At 38.2% G+C, this 16508-nt stretch carries 13 protein-coding genes and 1 pseudogene; 12 read left to right on the top strand and 2 right to left on the bottom strand.

The annotated features are described in order from the left end of the window. Nucleotides 1–47: 47 nt before the first annotated feature. The 6 genes and pseudogenes from prpC (at nt 48) to RMA94_RS06390 (ending at nt 8063) form a co-directional block, all read left to right on the top strand. Nucleotides 48–1205 carry a 2-methylcitrate synthase gene (prpC, locus tag RMA94_RS06415; protein WP_002120737.1) on the top strand — a complete coding sequence of 386 codons (1158 nt, stop codon included), beginning with the start codon at nt 48–50 and terminating at the stop codon, nt 1203–1205. Continuing rightward, on the top strand, nt 1205–3811 hold the full coding sequence (gene acnD / locus RMA94_RS06410) for a Fe/S-dependent 2-methylisocitrate dehydratase AcnD (protein WP_309171389.1): 2607 nt from the start codon (nt 1205–1207) through the stop codon (nt 3809–3811). Before prpC ends, acnD begins: the two co-directional genes overlap by 1 nt. Before the next feature lie 81 nt (nt 3812–3892). Continuing rightward, nucleotides 3893–6115: pseudogene (locus RMA94_RS06405) on the top strand (AAA family ATPase). Between the two features lie 338 nt (nt 6116–6453). Further along, nucleotides 6454–6588, top strand: a complete 135-nt coding sequence (locus tag RMA94_RS06400; RefSeq protein ID WP_001983336.1) for a zinc ribbon-containing protein — start codon at nt 6454–6456, stop codon at nt 6586–6588. Nucleotides 6589–6711: 123 nt separating this feature from the next. Next, a complete protein-coding gene (locus RMA94_RS06395; protein ID WP_016142554.1) occupies nt 6712–7287 on the top strand; it encodes a DUF4126 domain-containing protein in 576 nt (191 codons plus the stop codon). 266 nt (nt 7288–7553) lie between these two features. Then, nucleotides 7554–8063, top strand: coding sequence for an NUDIX domain-containing protein (locus RMA94_RS06390; protein ID WP_311082277.1), 510 nt, complete (start codon nt 7554–7556; stop codon nt 8061–8063). Nucleotides 8064–8290: 227 nt separating this feature from the next. Here the strand turns inward: RMA94_RS06390 and RMA94_RS06385 are convergent, their stop codons facing one another. Then, nucleotides 8291–8632, bottom strand: coding sequence for a hypothetical protein (locus RMA94_RS06385; protein WP_000011816.1), 342 nt, complete (start codon nt 8630–8632; stop codon nt 8291–8293). 1043 nt (nt 8633–9675) lie between these two features. Here RMA94_RS06385 and RMA94_RS06380 point away from each other — a divergent pair. Further along, nucleotides 9676–10149 (top strand): DUF4844 domain-containing protein, encoded by a 474-nt coding sequence (locus RMA94_RS06380; RefSeq protein ID WP_311082274.1) that lies wholly within the window; start codon nt 9676–9678, stop codon nt 10147–10149. Between the two features lie 11 nt (nt 10150–10160). On the opposite strand, the gene RMA94_RS06375 is transcribed toward RMA94_RS06380, so the two are convergent. After that, nucleotides 10161–10853, bottom strand: coding sequence for a tetratricopeptide repeat protein (locus RMA94_RS06375; RefSeq protein ID WP_311082272.1), 693 nt, complete (start codon nt 10851–10853; stop codon nt 10161–10163). Between the two features lie 261 nt (nt 10854–11114). Here RMA94_RS06375 and RMA94_RS06370 point away from each other — a divergent pair, with 261 nt between their 5' ends. From RMA94_RS06370 to RMA94_RS06345, 5 genes are read left to right on the top strand one after another with little or no spacing between them, the layout of a single operon-like run. After that, nucleotides 11115–13907, top strand: a complete 2793-nt coding sequence (locus tag RMA94_RS06370; protein WP_311082271.1) for a type VI secretion system Vgr family protein — start codon at nt 11115–11117, stop codon at nt 13905–13907. After that, entirely contained in the window at nt 13904–15022 is a 1119-nt protein-coding gene (locus RMA94_RS06365; RefSeq protein ID WP_404976523.1) for a hypothetical protein, read from the top strand. The genes RMA94_RS06370 and RMA94_RS06365 overlap by 4 nt, the downstream gene beginning before the upstream one ends. 14 nt (nt 15023–15036) lie before the next feature. Then, complete coding sequence (locus RMA94_RS06355) at nt 15037–15552, top strand: hypothetical protein (protein ID WP_309171384.1); 516 nt, start codon at nt 15037–15039, stop codon at nt 15550–15552. Nucleotides 15553–15604: 52 nt separating this feature from the next. Then, entirely contained in the window at nt 15605–15958 is a 354-nt protein-coding gene (locus RMA94_RS06350) for a hypothetical protein (protein ID WP_309171383.1), read from the top strand. 28 nt (nt 15959–15986) lie between these two features. Further along, entirely contained in the window at nt 15987–16463 is a 477-nt protein-coding gene (locus tag RMA94_RS06345) for a hypothetical protein (protein WP_032064043.1), read from the top strand. Nucleotides 16464–16508: the final 45 nt, after the last annotated feature.

The following is a 16508-nucleotide window of genomic DNA, read 5'->3' as shown; positions in this document are numbered from 1 at the left end:
ATGCCGTGTTTCCCAAATAATTTAAATAGATAGGAAAGGACAATCTTATGAGCTCAAATGAAACAACAACAGGCTTCAAACCAAAAAAATCAGTTGCACTTAGCGGACAAGTTGCAGGCAACACAGCACTGTGTACCGTAGGACGTAGCGGTAACGACTTGCACTATCGTGGCTATGACATTCTTGACCTTGCAGCAGGTAGCCAGTTTGAAGAAGTTGCTCACTTGCTTGTACATGGCAAATTACCAAACAAAGCTGAACTCAAAGCGTATAAAGCAAAATTAAAAGCACTTCGTGGCTTACCTGCAGCACTTAAAACTGCACTTGAACAATTACCACCGTCTGCACACCCAATGGACGTGATGCGTACAGGTGTTTCAGTGCTAGGTTGTTTAACACCAGAACACGAAGACCACAACGAAGCTGGCGCAAAAGATATTGCTGATAAATTAATGGCAAGCCTAGGCTCAATGCTGCTTTATTGGTATCACTTCAGCAATAACGGTCGTCGTATTGAAGTTGAAACAGATGACGACTCAATTGCAGCGCATTTCTTACATTTACTTCATGGCGAAAAACCATCTGAAGAATGGATTCAAGCAATGCATACCTCTCTTATTTTGTATGCTGAGCACGAGTTCAACGCATCAACATTTACTTCACGTGTGGTTGCAGGTACAGGCTCTGACATGTACTCGGCAATTACAGGTGGTATTGGTGCACTTCGCGGACCTAAGCACGGTGGTGCAAACGAAGTTGCATTCGTGATTCAACAACGTTACGACAACGCAGACGAAGCAGAAGCTGACATCCGTAAACGTGTTGAAAATAAAGAAGTTGTGATCGGTTTTGGTCACCCTGTATATACAGTTTCTGACCCACGTAACGAAGTCATCAAGAAAGTTGCACATGACTTAGCGCAAGCACAAGAGAACACCAAAATGTACCTCATCGCTGAGCGTTTAGAAGCAGTGATGAAAGAAGTGAAAAACATGTTCCCGAACCTCGACTGGTTCAGTGCGGTGAGCTACCACTTAATGGGTGTTCCAACTGCAATGTTCACACCATTATTCGTAATTGCACGTACAGCAGGTTGGTCAGCGCACGTGATTGAACAACGCCAAGACGGCAAAATCATTCGTCCAAGCGCGAACTACACAGGCCCTGAAAATCTTGAATTTAAACCATTGGCGGAGCGTGGTTAATGAACACTAAATACCGTAAGCCGCTGGCAGGCACCCAGCTTGAATATTACGACGTGCGTCAAGCCGTTGAAGATATTCAGCCAGGCGCATACGAAAAACTGCCTTACACCTCTAAAGTACTTGCAGAGCAATTGGTACGCCGTGCCGATGCCGAGAATTTAACTGCTTATTTAACGCAGTTAATTGAGCGCCGTCAGGACTTAGACTTTCCTTGGTATCCTGCGCGCGTAGTGTGTCATGACATCCTAGGTCAAACTGCACTGGTTGACCTTGCAGGTTTGCGTGATGCGATTGCTGACAAAGGTGGTGACCCATCTAAAGTCAACCCAGTTGTACCGACTCAGCTTATTGTTGACCACTCTTTAGCAGTGGAATACGGTGGTGCTGACCCAGACGCTTTTGCTAAAAACCGTGCTGTTGAAGACCGCCGTAACGAAGACCGTTTTCACTTTATTGAGTGGACTAAAACCGCATTTAAAAATGTCGATGTGATCCCTGCGGGGAACGGTATTATGCACCAGATTAACCTAGAGAAAATGTCTCCGGTCATTCAGGCGCGTGATGGCGTGGCATTTCCAGACACATGTGTCGGTACAGACTCACACACACCACATACAGACGCTTTGGGCGTAATTTCTGTGGGTGTTGGTGGCTTAGAAGCTGAAAACGTAATGTTAGGCCGAGCATCTTGGATGCGTCTACCAGACATTATTGGTGTTGAGTTTGTAGGTCAGCGTCAGGCAGGCATTACTGCAACGGATATCGTACTTGCTCTAACAGAGTTCTTGCGTAAAGAGCGCGTAGTGGGTGCTTACCTTGAGTTCTTTGGTGAAGGTGCTGACAGCATGTCTGTAGGCGACCGTGCAACCATTTCGAACATGACTCCAGAATATGGCGCTACGGCTGCGATGTTCTACATCGACCAAAACACGATCGACTACTTACGTCTAACAGGCCGTGAAGATACTCAAGTCGCATTGGTTGAACAGTACGCAAAAGAAATCGGCCTTTGGGCGTCTGACATGACCAAAGCAGAGTACCCACGTGTACTTCGTTTTGACCTATCGACAGTCACACGTAACATTGCTGGTCCATCAAACCCGCATGCACGTGTATCAACTGCCGACCTAAAAGAAAAAGGTATTGCGGGTGTTGTTGAAAACCGTTCTGATGGCTTAATGCCAGATGGCGCAATCATTATTGCTGCAATTACTTCATGTACCAACACTTCTAACCCACGTAACACCGTGGCGGCAGGCTTGTTGGCACGTAAGGCAAATGAGCTAGGTTTGGTTCGTAAACCTTGGGTGAAATCATCATTTGCACCGGGTTCAAAAGCGGCTGCACTTTACCTTGAAGAAGCAGGCGTTCTAAAAGACTTAGAACAACTTGGTTTTGGTATTGTGGCTTACGCTTGTACGACGTGTAACGGTATGTCGGGTGCGTTAGATCCAGTCATTCAACAAGAAATTATCGATCGTGACTTGTACGCAACAGCAGTACTCTCTGGTAACCGTAACTTCGATGGTCGTATCCATCCTTATGCAAAACAAGCGTTCTTGGCATCTCCACCGCTTGTCGTAGCGTATGCAATTGCAGGTACGATTCGTTTTGACATCGAAAAAGATGCGTTAGGTCATGACAAAGACGGTAACCCGATTTACCTCAAAGACATTTGGCCATCTGACGCTGAAATTGATGCGTTAGTTAAGCAAGCCGTAAAGCCTGAACAGTTCCGTAAAGTCTACATTCCAATGTTTGACTTGGGCGAAGTTGAGCAAGCGAAAAGCCCACTTTACGACTGGCGTCCGCAAAGTACTTACATCCGCCGTCCACCATATTGGGAAGGGGCATTGGCTGCACCACGTACTTTGGCGAACATGCGTCCGCTTGCGATTTTGGGTGACAACATCACCACCGACCACTTGTCGCCTTCAAATGCGATTTTGATGGACTCGGCTGCGGGTGAATACCTTCACAAAATGGGCGTACCAGAAGAAGACTTCAACTCATACGCAACGCACCGTGGTGACCATTTGACTGCACAACGTGCAACATTTGCCAACCCGAAACTCTATAACGAAATGGTGGTTCGCTCAGACGGCACCATTAAGCAAGGTTCAAAAGCGCGTGTAGAGCCAGAAGGTGAAGTGATGCGCATGTGGGAAGCAATTGAAACCTACATGAACCGCAAGCAGCCGTTAATTATTATTGCGGGTGCTGACTACGGTCAGGGTTCAAGCCGTGACTGGGCTGCGAAAGGTGTACGCCTTGCAGGTGTTGAAGCAATTGTGGCAGAAGGTTTTGAGCGTATTCACCGTACTAACTTGGTGGGTATGGGCGTGTTACCACTTGAGTTTAAACCGGGTGTAAACCGTAAGACTTTAAAACTAGATGGTACAGAGCTTTATAGCGTGATTGGTAATATTGCGCCGCGTTCGACTTTAACTTTAGTGATTGAACGTGCTACAGCGGATGGTAAAGAAGAGATTCTTGAAGTGCCTGTGACTTGCCGTTTAGATACAGAAGAAGAAGTTTCTGTATATGAAGCAGGCGGTGTATTACAGCGTTTTGCGCAAGACTTTTTAGAAGGCCAAGTGGCTTAATATTTAGTCTATAACTGATTGAAAATTATTCAAAAGAGCCCTATCTTGATGATGGGGTTTTTTATTGTAAATGGATAAACAATGATTAGATTAATAAATCTTAAAAATGTTGCAAGCTATAAAAGTAATGCTACTTTAGAAACTGATAAAAAGATAAATCTTATTTATGGTTTAAATGGTGCAGGTAAAAGTACTTTTTCAAATTTTTTTCATCAAAGGGTAGATCCGAAATATAAAGATTGTTCGATAGATGGTTTGGAAGATGATCATGAAGTTCTTGTATATAATCAAAATTTTATTCAAGAAAACTTTTTTGAAGTTGAAAATTTAAAAGGGATTTTTACTCTTTCAAAATAGAATAAAGAGGCTGAAACTAAGATTTCTAATGCTTTGAAAGAAATTCAAAAACTTAAAGATGAAGTAGAAAAACAAAAAAGTGAACTTGAGGATGAGAAAAGAATAATAGTTCAAGAGCAAAATGCTGCAAAAGAAACGGTTTGGAAAATAAAAAATGATTATAGTGGTGGTGACAGGGTTCTTGAATTCTGTTTAGACGGCTACAAAGGTTCAAAAGATAGTTTATTTAATTATCTTTTAGGTTTAAGTAAACCAACTATAAAACCTCAAAAAAGTATTGATGATTTAAAAAATGATTTTCAATCTATTTCAGGTGATAACCCACAGAAGTATCTAAGCTTACCTAAAATTAATTTTTCATCTCAAAATATAGAGATTGAATCTTTATTTAGTAAACATATCGTAGGTAATGAAAATAGTACCGTTTCACAACTCATCAAGATGCTTGGTAACTCTGACTGGGTAAAGGCAGGATTAAAATATATACCTCAAGATAACTTGAATGAAAATTTGAATTGTCCATTTTGTCAAGAAAAGACGATCTCAAATATATTAATAGAAAATATAAAAAGTTATTTTGATGCTTCTTATGAAGCGGATATAGTAGCTTTGAATTATTTATTTAAAACTTATTCACAAGAAATTCAATCTATCCCTAATAAATCCACTTTTGAATCACATCCAAAGTTTGAAGTATATAGCAAAGATTTCGAGATTAGATATCATGAATTTATAAAAATTATTGAAAATAATCATAAGATTATTGAAGATAAAATCAAGAATCCAAGTATTTCAGTTGCTCTGAAAAGTTCTGTAGAAGCTCTTGAAGAATTAAATAAAGTTATTATGGGAATTAACATACTTGTTAATGAACATAATAAAAATATTGAACAAAAAGAAGTAGTAAAAGCAAATATAAGAAAATCTTTTTGGGAAATAATGTGTTGGGAGTATGATCTCACTATTAGTTCATTTAAGGCTAAAAAATTAATATCGCAATCAAAAATAGAAAAAATAGAAGAGAATATAAGACAGAATTTAAAAAAAATTGATATACAAAAAACAATTATTTCTGAGCAACAAAAAAAGACAGTAAATATTGAGGGAGCAATTGAAAATATAAAAAATGGTTTAATTGAGTTGGGAATTAATGATTTTGAGATTAAAAAATATTCTGATAATTTCTATAAAATAGTAAGGGGAGACAAAGAGGATAGAATTTTTCACTCTTTGAGTGAAGGCGAAAAAATGATTATTAGTTTTCTTTATTTTCTCGAATTATGTAGAGGAAAGAAGGAAGTAACAGCAACAAGTACAAAGAAAATAATTGTTATTGATGATCCAATTTCCAGCTTGTCTCATATATATGTTTTTAATGTTGGAAGATTGATTAAAAATGAATTTTTCGGAAAGAAAAGTACTAGAGTAAATCCTGAAACTTCTTGTAGTGAAACTGCATGGAACTATAAATATGAACAAGTTTTTATTTTAACTCATAGTTTATATTTTTTCTATGAAGTTACTGAGACTAATCATGATGTTAGGAAGGAAACTCAAAGTCTGTTTCGACTAGTAAAGAATGATACAGGAAGTGCTTTTATTCCTATGAAATATGAAGAAATTCAAAATGATTATCAAGCTTATTGGTTTATCATAAGAGATAGTCAGCAACCAGCGGCCTTAATTGCGAATTGCATGAGGAATGTAATTGAGTATTTCTTTAATTTTGTTGAAAAAAAGGATTTAAATAATTTTTTCCAACTGGGAGAATTGAGCTCAAATAGATACCAAGCTTTTTATAGATATATAAATCGGGAGTCACATTCTTTAGGGCAAAATATTTTTGATTTTAAAGAGTTTAATTATCAAGATTTTCGTGATGCTTTTGCAGAACTTTTCAAAGTAGCTGGCTATGAGAAGCATTATAAAAAGATGATAGCAATATGACTTGTTAAAGAGCCATTCTAATAAAAAAAGCCCGACATCCTGTCGGGCTTTTTCGTATTTGGTTGCTAGATATGACTCCTGTCGTATCTCATGATCCTGATGCATGAACCTATTATTGTTGTTTTATGTTCCGGAACATCCTGTTCCTGTATGAGTTCATCATAGAAAAAAAGCAGGGGACATCCAATCCGCTAAATCCCTAAATCTGTGTAAGATAAATCGTACAAATAACATTTTTTGCATTTATGCCATCATCATTGGGCGAAATGGACAATTGACATTCACTTTAAGTGGGTTATATTCCTGTTTAATATATATACGATTATAGGAATGTAATCATGGTAACAGCTGGCGAAAAACCCGGAACAGGCTTCTATTTCTGTGCTCAGTGCGGACATAGAGTGTTTTTAGAAATTAATACCGACCCTTTACCACCTTGCACGAAATGCTACTGCACCCAATTTAAACGTTAAGAATGAAATAATATTTGCGTTCGCATTTAACAAAAAGCCCTGTCACCCGATGGGGCTTTTTGTTAATTTAAAAATAAGACTTATATAACAAGACCCGTGATGGGCATGAAAAAGGAAACCGTTATGGAAACAATATTGGGTTTATGTATTGGTGTGGGCCTGAGCGCTGCCTGCGGTTTTCGCGTGTTTGTGCCATTGTTGGTCATGAGCATTGCAACAATGATGGGATGGTTTGAGCCATCAAAAGGCTTTGAGTGGTTAGCTCTACCATCGGTGTGTTTAGCTTTAGGCGTGGCAACGGTGTGTGAAGTTGCAGCTTATTATATTCCTTGGGTCGATAATGCCTTAGACACAGTCGCAACTCCTGCGGCGATGATTGCAGGTACGTTAGCGACAATGGCGGTTAGCAGCGGAGAAATGTCTCAGTTTGCCAGTTGGGCGGCAGCGATTATTGTGGGCGGTGGTACGGCTGGTGTGGTGCAAATGAGTACAGTCGCTGCACGTGGTGTTTCAACTGCAACCACGGGTGGCTTAGGGAATTTTGTTGTCGCGACAGGTGAATGGATTGGAGCAATCTTACTTTCGGTTTCGGCCATGTTAGTGCCTGCACTTGTTGCGGTAGTAGTGCTGATTGCGGTTATTTGGGTGGTGCGTTGGATCCGCCATAAAAAGCAAGAACAGGCGCATAGTCCTCTATAAGTTTAGCCTAAACATATTTTTAAACAGCAATAAAAAAAGCCCAACATCCTGTTGGGCTTTTTCGTATTTGGGTACTAGATATGACTCCTGTCGTATCTCACGCTCCTGATGCTTGAACCTATTATTGTTGTTTTGTGTTCCGGAACATCCTGTTCCTGTATGAGTTCATATTAGGAAAAAAGTAGGATGTCGCCAATCCGCAAAATCCCTAAAAGTTTGTAGGATAAAACGTACATTCAGAAATAATTTAACTTTTTAAAGTGAATATGAATAATAGCAACCTTGTTACTTTAAGAAAAAATCAAATGCGTATTAGAAAATCTTCAAGACTATTAGTTCTTAATGAAAATTATCAAATCCTGTTATTTCAGTTTACTCATACAAATGATGCTTTGGCTGGACAATCACATTGGGCAACCGTAGGTGGCGGGCTTGAAGAAGGGGAAACCTTCGAGCAAGCAGCTTGCCGAGAGCTTTATGAAGAGTTGGGCGTAGTACGACAAAATGTAGGCACTCATGTTGCAACACGCAATTTTGAAATGATGTTACCAAGTGCGGAAATTGTGATTTCTGATGAAAGACTTTTTATTGTTTTTATTAAAAATGAAGAAGTGAATACAGCAAACTGGACTGAACAAGAAAAACTTGTGATTAGTAAAAGTCGTTGGTGGACATTTGATGAACTAAGCCAAACTGACGAGATTGTTTATCCAAACAACATTCCTAATATTCTTATAGATAGCCTCCCAGAAATTTTTAAACCTTTAAATATTTAGATATAAAAAAAGCCCGACATCCTGTCGAGCTTTTTCGTATTTGGTTGCTAGATATGACTCCTGTCGTATCTCACGCTCCTGGTGCTTGAACCTATTATTGTTGTTTTATGTTCCGGAACATCCTGTTCCTGTATGAGTTCATATTAGGAAAAAAGAGGGGTGTCGCCAATCCGCAAAATCCCTAAAAGTTTGTAGGTTAAAACGTACAAAAATGGATAGGGTTATTCTTATATAAAAGGATTTTCAGTTTCCCAAGGCTTGCTACTAAAAATAATCTGGCCATTTTCAACACAGAGGATCCACGTATAGAAGTACTCTTCTCCTAGTCCTCGACATTCAAAATTTGCATTTGGAAATAGAGCGGTAATTTTTTCTATGAGTTCTAGGCAATAAACTGGATCGACATTAAGGCCTGCCTGACCATTAGAAAAGGCATCTACTAAAGCATTATAAACATCTTCGTGGATTGAATCTTCAGTTAATATTTCTAGGATATTCTGCTTTTCAGTAGATAAATCAATCGTGTCAAAATCTGTATAACGGACTTGTAGTTCTGTATAAAAACTCATTTTTATTAACTCTATGATATTAATGTTAAAAAATACTACTTATTAAACATGACTTTATCGTTAAAAACGAGCTGAGTATAGAAATATCTAAACTATAAGAGTTCAAATTTCTTAAAAATATTCTTCTTTAGGCCTCTGTGCAGCAACAGACTTTAATCTTTTGCGCTGATTTAAAGTAATAAACCATTGCAACACAGAGATAGAGGGGCCAAGCCAAACGCTTAACCCATACTACTTTTGTCACACCGCTGCATGATGCTCAGAAAAGTAGGGGCAAAGTCCCGTGGGAGAACAGAACTTTGCAAACTGAAAAACCATAGCTACCTAGAACGAAACTTAAAGCCAAAATAGGTTTATAAATTGTCATATTATTCTCATAATGATTTATATCTATGAGTAGAATAAAAATATAATTTTTTTTGAGGTTTAAAATAATTTTTAGGTAATAATTAATCCTCCCATAAATTTAGGAAAATATAATAATTAAAGTTTTAAAATAAAAATAATTTATAAATTTAAAAAATAGATAATAGAAAGCCTAAATTTTAAATAAATAAAATAGTTAATCTAAAGAGGAAGTAAGTTTGAAAAATGCCATGGTCAACTCCTTATAATTTATGGAGTCCTACCACCAGATTACCGCGAATTAATTTATGGTGGTAGAACGAAAGGGGGTTGACAGACTGGACTCGTAGAACCAGCACGCACGGGGCGTCCCCCTCCCGTCCTACCGCAAAGAAAAGGGGACGCAAGGGTCTAACGAATCATAGTAGAACTATAATCCGCCACGAGTTACGGTCTGTCAAAACCGTCTGGCAATGTAGGCCAGCAACGAAATAATAATTGGTGATTTTAATTACGTCAATTTAATATTTAAAATATTTTTGATTTAATAATAAAGCTAAAGGTGTTTTAAAAATAATAGAATTAATATGTGTATTTAATTAGAAAAAATAAATAATAAAATAAAATTTCATAGATATAGAAAATCATAATTAATTTAGTTTATATTTAATGCAGGCAAATATAAAAGTAATAAAATTATGAAAAAGCTTTTGGTTTTAGTCATGGCCATCTTAAGTTCACAAGTTGGTTGTGCCCAAAAAACTGACAATAAAACAGAAATGAGTATTCAAAATTCAAACTCTATTGTTATTCAACAATTAGAAAAGTTTAAAGCTCAAGATCATTTTGCTGGAGATGGACAACTATATACAGGGGTTCAAAATCCTACATTACGTATGAGCTTGAACCAAAAAGTGGCTGATGCTGCACAAGCTTTTATTGGACTCTATCAACAAAAGAATGAACCAACTAAGGCAGAACTTTTACATGTTCTTGCTCATGGAATTAGCCAAATCGATCCTGACAAGCTTGATACAGAAGATCGAGAACAAGTGGCAACTACATTTGAAAGCTTTCTAGATATTGTAGGCCTAGAAAGTTCGGAAGATATTTTAAATAAATGGCTATATGGTGAAGAAATTAGTAAGTTATTAGAGCTAGATAAACATTAAGTTTTAATACCTTATTCTAAACTTTTAAGCATTTCTTTCGCATCTACATCGCCTGCATCTGCAGCTTGCTGAAACCATTTCTTTGCCAGTTGTAGGTTTTTCGGCGTGCCTTCACCATTTAAATACATCTGGGCCAAGTTGTACTGAGCATCGCTTTCATTGTGCTCAGCCGCTTTGGTGTACCACTTAAGTGCTTGCTCATCGCTTTGTGAGACGCCGTGACCTTTTTTATATAGATGAGCTAAATTATATTCTGCGGGCGGGTAGCCTTGCTCGGCAGCACGATTAAACCACTCAAACGCCTTTCCATAATCTTGCGCGGTTCCTTCACCTCTGTCATATAGCACCCCTAAGTTATATTGCGCTTTCGCATGGTCCTTGGCCGCAGCCTTAGTAAAATAATCAAAAGCGCGCTTGGCATCTTTTTCTACGCCCGTGCCTGTGTAATACATCATCCCTAAACTATATTTTGCCCCCATACTTCCATTTTGATCAGCCATAGTTAGCCATTTAAACGCTTGCTCATAGTTTTTAACAACACCTTGTTCGCCGCTTAAAAGCATCATCCCCAAATGATATTGAGCAACGGATTGCCCTTGCTCTGCACGATATTGAATATCGGCCACGCTCGGTTCAGCAAATGCTGAAGAATGAAGAGAGAAAATCACCATAAATATATAAAAACCAGACTTTTTTATTTTCATATCTCATCCTGAATTTTATTAATTTGAGTAGTTGTTTTCTTTAATATCTGTTTGAATATAAAAGAAAAATATTAAATATATTTGGTAGGTTTATAGCGCTTTAAAATGATCTGATTTTACGGTTTAAATACCTATTTAATAAGAAATTAACCTAAAACCGCATATTTAGACTAGTTACATTTTGAAAATGAGTATAGATAGACAGATTAGTCTTTTTTTAATTAAAATGCGGCCTAAATATAAGTTTGATTGATAATAAAAATGCAGATGAGTGTGTCGAGTATATTGGAGCGTTTAGGCCTTGTTTCACAAAATCGCGCTGTTCATATCCAATTCTCAAATCAGTCTTTAAATCAGCAAGTCTTCTTGCAACGCATCGAGGGCGAACATACGCTCAACCAAGGCAGCGTTGCTGAGTTGCTGTGTCTGTCGACAAACGCACATATTGCATTAAAACAATTTATTGGCTGTCAGGTTGCCGTCGATCAAGTCACCGACACAGGCCAATTTTTTAGAACCACGGGCATTATTACCGAAGCGAGCCAAGGGCAAAGTGACGGCTCACTCACCATTTATAATTTAACTTTAAAAGACCCAACTGCACTCTGGCATAAACGCCGTAATAGCCGCGTGTTTATGAATAAAAGTGTGCGGGATATTAGCGAAATTCTGTTTAAAGAATGGCAGGGTAAAAGCCCGTTATTTGCCGCAAGCCTAACGCTTGATACATCTGGCTTAACTAAAGACTACGATGTGCGTCCATTTGTGATGCAGTCAAACGAAAGCGATTATGACTTTTTAACCCGTTTGTGGCGTAGTGAAGGCATTAACTGGTTGGTCGATGAATCACAGCTTTTTATCGCTGACCCGAATGCTTCTATTCAGCCACAAGTGTTGCGTTTAATTGACGATAACCAAAACTATCAAGCTCTTGAACGCCGTAGCCTCCGCTACCAACGCAGCAGTGCCACAGAACAGTTTGATACCATTACCCAAGTTAAAGCTGAGCGCCGCTTACAGCCGACCTCTGTTCATGTGCAACGCTGGCAAGCCGATGCCCTACAACAAGAAGAAGGTAGCGGCAGCGTACAAGGCACGCAGCAGCACAGTGAACACTATGATAATGCTAGCCTAAACCTTGAAGATGCATGGCATGTTAGCCCCGCTTGGATGCAGGACTTAAACGGTGAAGACCAAGCTACAGCTTCAGGCAATAGTCAGATTGAACAACTTAACCAGCACATCAATGCTTACCATCACCTGAGTTCTAAACAGTTTACCGTTTCAGGTAACGTCCGTGATGCACAGGTGGGCTACTGGTTTGAACTCAATGACCATCCTGAACTCGACCAACATGACAGTGCAGATAAAGAATTCCTAATCTTAAGTAAGCACTACTATAACCAGAATAATTTACCGAAAGAATTACAACAGCAACTTGAGCGACTATTACCAAAAGACAAACTCAAGGCAGCCCAACTCGACAGCCAAAATCCTGAGCAACGCCACTTTGCTGAGCTGAACGTGGTTCGTCGCAATGTTAAAGCTGTGCCTGAATATCACCCGCTAGAGCATCGCCCCGCGGCTTACCCGCAGCGAGCTAAAGTGGTGGGACTGGAAGGTGAAAGCATTCATGTTGACCAATGGGGACGTATTAAAGTCCGTTTCCTGTTTACTCGAGCTGACGACCATAGTCATGACGGTGGAGCAGGCAGTAACGATAATGACACCGACTCGGCTTGGGTCGATGTGCTGACCCCGTGGGCAGGCGCAGGTTATGGTGCCCGTTTCTTGCCACGTGTCGGTGAGATTGTGGTGATCGACTTCTTTGACGGCAATATTGACCGTCCATTTGTGGGGGGCAGCATTCACGAAGCTGAACGTCACCCCACCCAATTCGATCAGAAAGGCCAGCTACCTGATACCAAAAAACTCAGTGGTATTCGTTCAGAAGAAGTGGATGGCAAAGGTTTTAACCAACTCCGTTTTGATGACACCACAGGCCAAATCAGTGCCCAGCTACAAAGCAGCCATGCGGCAAGCCAGCTCAACTTGGGTAACTTAAGCCATCCAAAAGACAAGGCAGAGAGCGAAGGCCGTGGAGAAGGTTTTGAGCTAAGAACAGATCAGTGGGGTGCGGTGAGAGCTGGCAGTGGATTACTTGTTAGTACCCACAAACAGGACCAAGCTCAAGGCGTACACCTCGATGCAAATGAGGCCAAGCAACAAATAGACGGTGGCCTTAACAATGCCAAGGCTCTCAGTGAAGTTGCTAAAAACCAGCAAACTGACCCTTTAGAAAATTTAGAAAACCTAAAATCTTTTATTGAAAAACTTGAGCAGCAAGACAACGCAAAAGCCAAAACCTTTAAAGAGGCGATTATGCTGCTAGCGAGCCCAAATAGCATCGCGCTGAGCAGTAACGAAGACATTCACTTAAGCGCAGATGGGCAGCTAAACCAAACTGCTGGGGACAGCATAAATCTGTCTACACAAAAGAATTTGATTGCACATGCGCAAAATAAAATCAGCCTTTTTGCAGCGCAAGAAGGCGCAAGACTATATGCAGGCAAAGGAAAAGTCGAGATACAAGCGCAAGGTGACGGAGCAGATTTAATTGCTCGTAAAGCTGTTCAGATTATTTCAGCAGAAGACAAAATTGAGGCGACAGCAGCCAAAGAAATTGTGCTCACCGCAGGCGGCTCTCAAGTCAAAATTACCGGTTCAGGCATTTTTATGACGACAGGCGGTAAGTTTGAAGTGAAGGCTGGACAGCATAAATTTAGTGGCAGTCAAACAGTAACAACCGATCTTCCTAATCTTCCCTCATCACCTAATGGAAAGTATATATTGGAATTTGATGTTCGTCATAAACTTGATAATGTGGCATTAGAAAGCTTACCAACATATAGCCTTATAGACTCTAACGGTAATGTTAGAACTGGTAGTGTTCCAAAAGACGGAATTGTGCGTGTCGCTTCGTCGGATAAAGAAGAAAAATATACCCTCATGGTTCATAAGTATGATGTAGAAGCTAGGGAGGAAAAGGAGTGAGTTATACTGCTCGTTTAAAGGTATTTTGCGACAATAAAGAAATTCTGACCAAGCTAAATTATATTTTTACAAATACGACAACAAAACAGAACTATGGAGGTAAGCTTGATTCGAATGGATGTACGAGAGTTTATCCATGTAACAAGTTAGATCTAATTTTTATTGAACTCCTTTTAAATAACTCAAAGCTCGCGAGAATTCGTGTTCCTGCATTGGAAAATGGAGAGTTTAATAAATCCACTTTTCAATTAAAAACAACGAGTGGCTCAACAAAACAGGCTGATACTAATAAAGTACCTGTTAAAGTAAAAAATGAACTTGAAATAGCATTAGATAGTTTAAATGGTACTGCTGTTTATTTTGGAAATAATTTCCTAGCTCATGATTCTCATCTACGTGAAATTTATATCCGTGAAGTGAAAAAGATGAGTGACCGCTACCTTCAGTTAGTCAAAGAAGGAAAGATGACAGTAAAAGAAGCAGCATCAGAGGCAACAAGTTTAAGAAATGAAATATTAGAAGGTATTCGAAAACGTAATTCACCAGTGGGGCGTGCTATAGCAGAAAAAGAAAAACTGCTCACAAAAACAATGGATGAATTCATGGAGTACTATGCATTACAAGAGAAAAATCCCAAATTGTTTGATGAGCTTAAAAGTAAGGGGCGTAGTGCGATAGATAGTTATGTTAAGGCATCTGCAAAACAAGGAAACCCTATTTTTAAATCGCTTAATGATTCACAAAAGAACCGAGTGTTTTACAGCATATTAAAAGGTTCAGGGAAAACGAATGCTGGGTTTAATTCTAAAATCTCATTTATGAAATGGGGGGGAAGAGCAATTGTAGTTTTCTCTGTTGCGTATGCAGGCTATGAAATCTATAACGCGGAAAATAAAGAAAAAGAAATTTACAGACAAGGCGCCTCTATTGGTGCTGGTATTGCAGGAGGTGCGGCAGGTGGAGCAATAGCAGGAGGAATTTGTGGTCCAGGATCACCTATATGTTCTGGTATTGGTATCCTCATTGGTGGTGCAATTGGGGGGATTGCTGCATATCAACTGGTAGATGCATTTGATAAAGAATTAGAAGCATTTACTGCTTGGACTGTATTTTAAAAAGAGGTAAAACAATGCTATTTAATTTTTTTAAACAAGAAAGTAATCATAAAGAGGAAAAATCTTCTCCATATTTAACGAAAGAATTATCTTGGGATGAAGAAAAAATAATAGCAATTCGATTTAATGGTACGCAGCGGACTATGTATTATAAAAATATTATACGGATAGAAATCATTGTTACTAATCTGTATTTACCTGTACCTAAATGGGTTATACAAGATGATAATTTAGAAGATCATACGACAATAGATTTTTATAATGACATAAAGCCAAATATCAATGATTTGGTTGTTGATATGTTTAATAAAAAAATAAAAAATTATGATAACCAGAAAGTTCATGAAAAAATTATAGAAGCAATGGGTGAAAGCAGTGGCTTATTTCATTTATGGAGCAGAGAAGATCTTGAGCAGGTATTAAATAAGATATGGGATAATAATAAAGATAAAATAGAAGCTAATATTAATAAAGCTATCAAAGATGCGGAAGAGCAGAGAAAAAACAAGCAATGGTGGAAAATTTTTTAAAAGATTTAGGATGGGTTGGCTATAATTATGCCCGAAATCTAGAGAAATAAAGATGAACTTTAAAAACTTAATAATATTGTTTTTAATGACAAGTTTTTTAGGGTGTAGTAGCGATTACAAGATTGAACCACATGAGCTCCCAGTAGCTTATGTAGGAAAGTCATATAGTCAATTTATTAAAATTACAGGTGGTAAACTCTCAGAACAACATTTTGAATTAACTTCTAATATTCCAGAAAATCAGGGTTTCCAAATTACTCCAGTAGATGATATAGATGGATACAATCACATAAAAATAGAAGGTATTCCTAAATATAAAGGAAAATACAAAATTGTAATTAATACATATTTTTATGGGCGAGGCGATGATAAGCTAACTAAAACCTATGAATTTGTAGTTAAATAATAAAAGATCTTTTTAATAAGAAGAGGATATGAAAAAGAATTTATTAATTACCGTACTAATTTCAATTTTCATCATACAGTCCTTATTAAATTATTACTTCTGGAACCGCACAAAAACACCCGAAATTCATGTTTTAGAAAAACCTTTAAAGATATATTCGTTTGAAGGTAAATATTCGAAAAATAGCACTTTGCCAGAATATTATATTTTACCAGAAGGTACTGTTTTATATGATGATAGTGACTCTTTGAACAGAAGGGTTATGGTTTATTTCAATTTACAAGGTGTAGATTTTAAATTCGAAGAACAAGACCCAGATATCTTAAAACAACCTAGTGAAGTCAGTGGTATAAGGTCGAAGGACTTGCCTGATTTACTAAAAGAAATTCCTCTGACTAAAAAAGATATTTATTTAATTATTAAACATGATGAACGTATAAAAGACTCTGTGCGTTCAATTTTATTCAAAGAATACACAATTGATCCTTCAGAGTATGAAAAATAATTAAATATTTCTGGGGCATAGAAACATAAAATTAAAAAAGTTCAG

Source organism: Acinetobacter sp. V115_6 (genome assembly GCF_031799025.1).
GTDB lineage: Bacteria > Pseudomonadota > Gammaproteobacteria > Pseudomonadales > Moraxellaceae > Acinetobacter > Acinetobacter pittii.
This window is presented reverse-complemented; position numbering and strand designations above follow the sequence as displayed.

What these genes read in the sequence shown, in the direction of transcription:
- RMA94_RS06385 (WP_000011816.1), bottom strand. Translation starts at nt 8,632, where the DNA reads ATGAGTTTTTATACAGAACTACAAGTCCGTTATACAGATTTTGACACG.
- RMA94_RS06370 (WP_311082271.1), top strand. Translation starts at nt 11,115, where the DNA reads ATGCAGATGAGTGTGTCGAGTATATTGGAGCGTTTAGGCCTTGTTTCA.
- RMA94_RS06400 (WP_001983336.1), top strand. Translation starts at nt 6,454, where the DNA reads ATGGTAACAGCTGGCGAAAAACCCGGAACAGGCTTCTATTTCTGTGCT.
- RMA94_RS06395 (WP_016142554.1), top strand. Translation starts at nt 6,712, where the DNA reads ATGGAAACAATATTGGGTTTATGTATTGGTGTGGGCCTGAGCGCTGCC.
- RMA94_RS06345 (WP_032064043.1), top strand. Translation starts at nt 15,987, where the DNA reads ATGAAAAAGAATTTATTAATTACCGTACTAATTTCAATTTTCATCATA.
- RMA94_RS06380 (WP_311082274.1), top strand. Translation starts at nt 9,676, where the DNA reads ATGAAAAAGCTTTTGGTTTTAGTCATGGCCATCTTAAGTTCACAAGTT.
- RMA94_RS06355 (WP_309171384.1), top strand. Translation starts at nt 15,037, where the DNA reads ATGCTATTTAATTTTTTTAAACAAGAAAGTAATCATAAAGAGGAAAAA.
- acnD (WP_309171389.1), top strand. Translation starts at nt 1,205, where the DNA reads ATGAACACTAAATACCGTAAGCCGCTGGCAGGCACCCAGCTTGAATAT.
- RMA94_RS06350 (WP_309171383.1), top strand. Translation starts at nt 15,605, where the DNA reads ATGAACTTTAAAAACTTAATAATATTGTTTTTAATGACAAGTTTTTTA.
- RMA94_RS06375 (WP_311082272.1), bottom strand. Translation starts at nt 10,853, where the DNA reads ATGAAAATAAAAAAGTCTGGTTTTTATATATTTATGGTGATTTTCTCT.
- RMA94_RS06390 (WP_311082277.1), top strand. Translation starts at nt 7,554, where the DNA reads ATGAATAATAGCAACCTTGTTACTTTAAGAAAAAATCAAATGCGTATT.
- prpC (WP_002120737.1), top strand. Translation starts at nt 48, where the DNA reads ATGAGCTCAAATGAAACAACAACAGGCTTCAAACCAAAAAAATCAGTT.